The organism is Stieleria sp. (assembly GCF_041595215.1).
In the GTDB taxonomy this organism is placed as follows: Bacteria; Planctomycetota; Planctomycetia; order Pirellulales; family Pirellulaceae; genus Stieleria; species Stieleria magnilauensis.
The window spans coordinates 1-7,623 of the sequence record NZ_JBFHKV010000343.1 but is presented as its reverse complement, the minus strand read 5'-3'; the positions used below and the strand labels follow the sequence as shown (position 1 = coordinate 7,623).

The window sequence follows — 7,623 nt, the reverse complement described above, 5'->3', positions numbered from 1 at the left end:
GTGCTACCGAGCGTCGTCGGCTCATCCGTCCGCGTCAAGGATTGCTTCGGTCAATGCCCGCCCAGTCTACGTTAAACCGCCCCAGGGGAAATCGCCGCTCCGAAGGTTCCTGGCCGCCTCACGCCCCGCAACATCCTAGGCTTTACTCGACTCGCAAACAGCGATGCTCCAACATTGACTTCGACAGCGGTGCATACAGCAAACGCCCGATCTCGCGTGGCAGATCGGTCTCGATGACATCCGCACCACGGCCCAAGAGCATTTGATAGTCGCGGCGGAGCGAATCGGGGTCGTCTCGGACGCGTCGGTGAAACACGCGGTCCAGGTTGCGCGAGGTCCCGATTATGGTGGACGCGCCTTTCTGGTGGACCGCTTCGTAAAGCGTAGGGTCTGTCGGCGGGACGTGACCGAGAAACGCGATCACGTTTTGCCAAGGAACACCGAGGGCATCGAACGCTTGAACTTTGGCATGACTGGGAATCATCACCTCCATCATGATGTCGGGGTTCAACCGGTGGCAGACGACGACATCCTTGAAATTTCCGACGATCATCATCGCGTAAGCTTCCGCCTTGTGCTGGCTGATTTTGCCGACGCGAGTTTCCAGCGGCACGTCTTTTTGATCCAAGACCAAGATCGTCTTGCCCTTCGCCCAGCGCAACGCCTCGTCGAGCGTCGGGATTTGATAGTCGGTCACACTTCCTTCGCTGTCCTTGAGCCGCAATTGCTTCAGTTCGGCCAGCGTCTTGTCGGCCAGTTTCCCGGTTCCGGTGGTCGTTCGATCGAGTGTCGCATCGTGGTGCAGGACGACGTGGCCGTCTCTGGTCATCCGGGGATCGATCTCCAGCATCGAAAAGGTTTCCGCGAGCGTGTGCTCAAACGTGGCGATGCAGTTTTCCGGATAGCCCGGCCCGGCGCCACCGCGATGGGCGCTGACAATCGGCAGACGCGTTGCGGTGTAACGAAAAAGCTCGCGAAGCTCTGCAGGCGTCTGGGGGACGATTCGATGCAGAGGGGGAGTCGTCGGCGCCGATTCCTGGGAAATGCTACTTCGCAGCGGAAGTAAGATCGGTGCGAGCACGAGCAAGACGCGCAACTGAAACGTCATCAAGCAAGACCTTGTCGGCAAATAGGTGGAAGAGGCTTCTGGACTGTCATTCTCACGTGAGACAGGCTTCTAGCCTCGGATGCCGAAATCTTACTCGATTTCCTGGTAACAATCGCCTGGCAGCCTCGCTTGGCAGATCAGCAGCGTGTTTCCGCCATCGTCTCCGAGCGGAAAAGGGGTCAGGCACCAAAAACCAAATGGCCCGAAGGGTGCTTCGCATTTTTGGTGCCTGACCCCTTTTCCGCGACACCCTCAATCAAATCCCATGAAACGTCATCGCGCCCTTGCGTTCCTGCTGTTGGCATTCGTCACCACCCCAGTGATCTCCGCCGAACCGACGACTTCGCTCAAGACGCCGACGAAGACGTTCAGCACCACGACAACCAGCCTCCCCCCGGCGCCGTCGCTGGAAGCACAAGTTGCCGCCTTGGCCACGCTCGTCGCACAGCAACAATCGCAGATCAATTCGCTGCAACAACAATTGACCAACCAGGGCAGTGCGATCGAGATGCAGATCAGCGAAAGCGAAGCGATCTCCGATCGCGTCACCGCCTTTGAACAGGTCTTTGATTTCTCTGACGGTGTCTTGACCATCAATTTCGCCGCGATCGAAATCAGTGCCGATGCAATCTCCGTCAGTGCACCGATCGTCGAATTTGATGCTCAAGTGGAAATTCATGGCAACTTGGAAGCAGGCAGCATCAAAACTGAAAGCATCGACGCAGAGTCGTACACTCCCGGTGCCGGCAACGTTTGGTAGCCACAGGCGTCACGGTTTGTCAAAGGCGCGTCGCCTTGCAACGAAAAACGACAAAGCTCCGGTCGAACACCCGACCGGAGCTTCGTCGCGAACAACCTCCAGTCCTTGGTGAGGGCTCCGTTTCCATCGGCCGAATCGACGGATCACATCCGCCGCTCAGAAGACGCCCGCCGAGGACGTCGTCAAGCACTACTTCTTCTTGATGAACACAAATCGGCGGACCCCGTCCCGATAGACCTGCATGCGTAGGCCTGCCGACAGGTCGCTCTCGCTGACCGCTTGTCGAAACGCGTCTGCCGAATCGATTTCGCGGTCACCGAGTGAGACGATCACATCACCCGGCATCAATCCGGCTCGGCTGGCGAGCGAGCCATCGGTGACTGCTGTCACGACGGCGCCCCGGAGATCCGTTTTGAGCCCAAACTCTTCTGCGTTGGCCGACGTCAGCGTGCGGACCGTTACGCCCAGGTCATCGAACTTCGTGCCGCCACCTGCCACCGCAGTCCCCGAGTCGGCGAGTCGGCCGATCTCGATGGAGAGTGTTTGTTCTTTCCCATCGCGGAACACGGTCACTTTCCGAGACGATCCTGCCGCGGTCGCGGCGACGGCGTTGCGAAATTGGTTGGCATCTTTCATCGCGTTGCCGTCATACTCGATCACGATGTCACCGGGCTTCAGGCCGGCCTTGTCGGCCGGTCCCTCTTTCACCACGTCGCCGATCAACACCCCTTGAGTGCTGTCGTATCCGAACGACTCGGCAAGCCCTTCGTCCAAGTTCTGAATGATCGCACCGATGTAACCCCGTTCGACGGTTCCGTTGTCGATCAACGTCTGCATCACCCGCCGAGTCATGTCGCTGGGGATGGCGAATCCGACGCCGAGGTTGCCACCGGTCCGCGAAGCAATCGCCGTGTTGATGCCGATGACTTCGCCACGCAAATTGACCAGCGGCCCGCCCGAGTTGCCCGGATTGATCGCCGCGTCGGTTTGGATAAAGTCTTCATAGTCGGTGATCCCGACACCGGCGCGGCCAACCGCACTGACGATTCCCGCTGTCACCGTCTGCTCCAACCCGAAGGGGCTGCCGATCGCGAGCACCCAGTCGCCGACCTCCAAGTCGTCCGACTGTCCCCATCCGGCCGGCTGCAAGCCGTCTGCTTCGATCTTCAGCACCGCGATATCGGTCGGCCGATCGGTGCCGATCACTTCTGCGACAAACTTCCGTTTGTCCGACAAGGTCACGGTCACTTCATCCGCACCATCAACCACGTGGTTGTTCGTTACCACGTACCCGTCTTCGCTAACAATGACGCCTGTTCCCAGGCCCTGTTGTTGAAAACCTCGACGCGGGTTTGGCATCTGAAAAAAGCGATCCAGAAAGTCGTCGCCGAAATACCTCCGAAACTCGTCCGGCATTTCGCCGCCCCCGAACCGTCGCACTTGAGGTGATGCCGGAGCGAGCCGCTTGACGCTGCTGATGCTGACCACCGACGGTCGCAATTTCTTGGCAACCGACTTGAACGCCGACGACAGGTCCCCGGCCGTCTTGAGTTCCTCGGCTGCCGCCAAACTCTGCCCTCGATCAACGGCATAGGCAAGCTGTGTGACCGTCGCCGGGAAGTGATAGACCCCGACGACCACCAGTGTTCCGATCAACAAAACCTTCAACGTACGATCCAAGAAAGGCGATGTGATTCTGCGCGAAGGACTCATCTCAATACCCTCCAAAACCGTTTGACTCTCTTTCGTTTTAACCAAGCGGAAAAGGGGGAAAGCACCAAAGCCAAATGGCCTTCAACGCGTTTCGCAGTTTGGTGCCTGACCCCATTTCCGCGGGCGCCCAGCGTAGAAAGCAACGAGAGTGCCAATGCGGGTGGAGCCTTCGACTCGGCCCCTCGGTAGAGAATCGACGCCAAGTTGTCCGTCGGCCACGACAAGCTGGCATCCATCGGAACGTGTGCAGCAGATGTTGCGAAGACGCGCACCGGCGAGGCGGCTTGATCCGCCGGACGAACGGTTCGTTTCCGGCAGCGGCCAAAAAAATCAGCCGGGAGAGTGCAATCCCCCGGCTGACGTTGCCTCTGTTGTCAGATCACGAATTACCGCAGCGAGGTTTGTTGGTTGATCTGAATCGTCTGGCCGCCAACGCGAACGCGGGTCGCCATCATGACGTGGTTCTGCTGAACACGGACCGGAATGCCTCGAACCGTGATCTCCGTTGCGGGGGCCAGTTCCATCTTGTACGACGTGGTCGGTCCCAGGTCGACGAGGTGCCGTTCGCCTTGCGATTCGACGATCGCAAAGTAGTGATCACTGTTGTCGACCGTCGAGATTTTTACGTCGACGATTTGACCCGTCAGCGGGGTGCCGATGTTTCGATCGACTTCCACCATTGCACCACCGCTTACGCGAAAGCTGTCGGCGATCAGGACGTTCTTGTCGCCGATCCTTTCCATCGCTCCGGTCACGCTCAATGTCGATCCGACATCGATGTTCTCGCCGCGAAGCGACTCGAAGGGGCCGAGATCGGCCACGAGCGACTCGGATTCATTCTGCTTGATCTGGACGACCAGGTTTTCGCTTCCGTTGACGGTCGCCTTTTTGGTCGAGACGATCTCGCCGGTTGCCGTGTAGCGCCGAGCATCTTCAGGTCCGGCGAAGAAATCCTCGCGATCCGACTTCACGTCGGCGTCGACAGCGGCCTCGGTTTGGGTGTAGAAGTCATACCGCTGGTATTCGTCGTATCGCCCGTCGTTATCGCTGTCGGTGAAGTTTGCCCGCGAGTCATAGACACCATCGCCGTCGTTGTCGAAGTAACGGATTGCGGCCGAGTATCGATCGTCGGCATCGTAGGTGTAATACGTCGGCGTGTAGGTGTAGTAGTCATAGAACCAGGCATTGCCGGGGTCTCGGTCTCGATAGCCAAACTGGCCGTCACGCCGAGCGGTCAAGGCATCAGCGGTTTCGCGGACCGTATCGCGGACCGCATCGGCAGTTCGTGCCAGCGGGGCGACGCGGTTTTGTTCGATCCATGGCGAGAGCTGTTGCCAAGTTTGTTGGGAATAGTATTCCGCTTGATTGACCTGACGCTGCAGTTGTCGAGCCGCGCGGTTGGCGCGGCGCTCCAATGCCCGGACCGTCTGGGCCTCGGCGGGAAGTGTATCGATGGCGCTCGTGCTGAGTGCCGTCAGCATCGACAATGCTGCAATCGTGATCTTCTTCATTTTGTGCCTCGTTGAATTTGATTTCGCTTGATGCTGTCACAGCGACGGCTGTGAAGATCGCCGTCCTTGGAGCAAGTGCTGTGCCAGCGAGCCCAAACCGATCAGGGTCGGACGAGCAGAAGTTGCCTGCGTCAGGAGTCAAGCGGAACCATTTTCGGCATTAGGAAGAACGTCCCAATCGCGCAGCACGGTGATTTACCCGATCTCGCTCGGTGAAGGCGAGCGAGCGGTAGGGCAAAGAGGACCCAAGGGATTTCGATTGCCCGTCGCGGTTGACTTGGTCAATCGCCGATCAAACGGGTCTGATATCGAACGCAGATGATGAAGAGGATCGCCGGTGGTGCGTTCGCGCGACCACCGGCGTTTGGCGTTCCGGGCGTCGAGGGATTATTCGTCCACGTCGTCCATGCTTCCCGCGTCTTCGGCTTCCATCTCAAGGACGGCCTTTTCGTAGGCTTCGATTTCACTCAGCTCGACGCCTTCGGTCATCGACCCGGGGTTTGAATTATCGCCGCAGCCGACCGAAGCAATCATGGCGGTTGCCGAACAAAGGATCAAAAGGCACCGAGAAAAAGTCTTCATGTGGATTTACCAGATTCAGGTGGGATGGATCGTTACAAAATGAGGGGTGGATGCCGCGTCGAGACGCGGCATCCGAAATCGACACGGGTTTATTGATTCAGTTGTTCCTGAATCGTTTCACTGCTGGCACGCGTCCCGAGCGCTCCCCAGAGCCCATGGGGGCTTTCGTTGCCAGGCGCGCGGTCGCCTGTGCCGCTGAGCCAGACATCGCCTTGATTCCGGCTGCCGGCTTCAATCGAATCGGTGATGAAGATCACCGCTCCATCGGCCATCAGGACGTGAGCACCGCCGGTGTGTCGGCTGGATACCGGGGCGGTTCCTGACAAGTGGTTCGAATTGTGTCGCCCGCAGTACACATCATTAGGAGGCAAGATCGTGAAGCAGCCCGAAAACATCTGGTTGGCATCGGCCCACTTGAAACCACGGGCATGGGTCAGCCTGTCGCCACCGTTGAGCCAGTAACGCGGGCGGTCGGGGTCGATGAACTGGTCACAGGTTCCGGGATTGTCGCGGACCATCCGAATCACAGCGAGGTTGCCGCCCAAGCCGCGGCCGTCTCTCGGAGGACTGGTTGAAATGAAGCTGTCGCCCAAGTCCGTCGCAATTTCGCCCATCGCAATCGTGTTCGACAAGCCGTCCAGCACGTCACGGAAGCGACCGTTTTCGTCAAACGGCTTGTAGAAGCCGCGGTGCGCTGCTTGGGCATGGCGGGCGCGGCCTTGCGGGCGTGCGTCACGCCGATTGTTCCATGGTCCCCACATCGTGAAGTAATGACTGTCACCCATACATGCGGCGTAATTGGTTCGCCCCAGCGCCGGCAGCCCCACGCCCGGGTCACTCGGACAGCGGTACGTCGGGATCTCGAATGTCCACGGCAGGTATTGGATCGTGCCCGGCGTCGGCCCCATGGCAGCCCAAGGGTTGGCGCGGGTTCCGATCGGTGCATTCGGGTCGCCGTCGGTTCGCGTCGCGTTGGGATTGGAAATCTGGTCCCATAGACCCTGCTGTTCGATGAACGGCAAGATCCCGACCAACGTGCTCAAGCGTCGGTTGTTGACAAGCAGCGTGCCAGTACTCGCGGCGCTTTCTTGCCACCACGCTCTGGGCTGGCTGGGAGTGGCGACTGTGCCGATACCCTGAGTGGGGATGCGTTTGTACGCGGCGTGATAGTTGTGAATGCCGATTCCGATCTGCTTAAAATTGTTGCTGCAGCTCATGCGGCGTGCGACCTCGCGCGCCGCTTGCACCGCTGGCAATAGCAGGCCGACCAAAATGCCAATGATGGCGATGACGACGAGAAGTTCCACTAACGTGAAACCACGATTGTGCTTGAAGCGTCTCATAAAATTACCCGACGAGAAAATGAGTTCGGTGGGGGAGCCCCCCTAGAAGAAGTAACGCTTCTATTGAACCTAGTCGCGATTCAGCCGATCTGCAATGATCTTTTGCGTCGCCTGTATGTCGAATTGCGACACCGTGGGGAGGATGTAAGGAGATTTGAGACGCCGTAGGCCTGCCCCCTTCATGCTCTTCTCAATCATAAGCGAAGCATCGTTGTGGGGCACCTGGCGAACTTCATTCTCCCTCGCCGCTGTGCGGTTTCGCGGGGAGTCGGACTTCGACGCGGCGAAACTGCACCCGTGTGCCGCTGGCAGAATGCTGCAGTGCGATTCGACCGCGGGTGAACAGCTGCTGTGCATCGACATGTGTGGCAATCAGTTGTCCCGACAGCCGGGTCTCCATGCGGTTGCCGATCACGATGAATTCCAACGTGACCCAGTTGTCGGGCTCGATCGCCAGACTGGAAGGCTGCAACATTCTCCAGCCACGGTCGCGCCGGCTGACCGCGATGGCGCCGGTTTGCCAGCCGGCCGCCAGCACGGTCCCGGCCTGCAGCTGCGCTTCGTAGCCCGGCAATCCGTTTTTGGTGGGGCTCTCAAAAGGCACCC

General features: G+C 59.1%; 7 protein-coding genes. 1 reads left to right on the top strand and 6 read right to left on the bottom strand.

All coding sequences use genetic code 11. The features are described from left to right. Positions 1-142: 142 nt before the first annotated feature. On the bottom strand, positions 143-1,108 hold the full coding sequence (locus tag ABX749_RS14650; protein WP_372896632.1) for a glycerophosphodiester phosphodiesterase family protein: 966 nt from the start codon (positions 1,106-1,108) through the stop codon (positions 143-145). 265 nt (positions 1,109-1,373) lie between these two features. Between ABX749_RS14650 and ABX749_RS14645 the strand changes: the two genes are divergently transcribed. Beyond that, positions 1,374-1,868 carry a hypothetical protein gene (locus tag ABX749_RS14645; protein WP_372896631.1) on the top strand — a complete coding sequence of 165 codons (495 nt, stop codon included), beginning with the start codon at positions 1,374-1,376 and terminating at the stop codon, positions 1,866-1,868. A gap of 189 nt (positions 1,869-2,057) precedes the next feature. Here the strand turns inward: ABX749_RS14645 and ABX749_RS14640 are convergent, their stop codons facing one another. The 5 genes from ABX749_RS14640 to ABX749_RS14620 form a co-directional block, all read right to left on the bottom strand. Continuing rightward, complete coding sequence (locus tag ABX749_RS14640; RefSeq protein WP_372896630.1) at positions 2,058-3,536, bottom strand: DegQ family serine endoprotease; 1,479 nt, start codon at positions 3,534-3,536, stop codon at positions 2,058-2,060. Between the two features lie 431 nt (positions 3,537-3,967). Next, complete coding sequence (locus ABX749_RS14635; RefSeq protein ID WP_372896629.1) at positions 3,968-5,092, bottom strand: hypothetical protein; 1,125 nt, start codon at positions 5,090-5,092, stop codon at positions 3,968-3,970. Positions 5,093-5,479: 387 nt separating this feature from the next. Next, positions 5,480-5,626 carry a hypothetical protein gene (locus ABX749_RS14630; protein WP_372896628.1) on the bottom strand — a complete coding sequence of 49 codons (147 nt, stop codon included), beginning with the start codon at positions 5,624-5,626 and terminating at the stop codon, positions 5,480-5,482. A gap of 137 nt (positions 5,627-5,763) precedes the next feature. After that, entirely contained in the window at positions 5,764-7,017 is a 1,254-nt protein-coding gene (locus tag ABX749_RS14625) for a DUF1559 domain-containing protein (protein WP_372896627.1), read from the bottom strand. Between the two features lie 232 nt (positions 7,018-7,249). Next, positions 7,250-7,623: family 16 glycoside hydrolase (locus ABX749_RS14620; RefSeq protein ID WP_372896626.1), on the bottom strand; the 374-nt coding region annotated here is incomplete at its 5' end.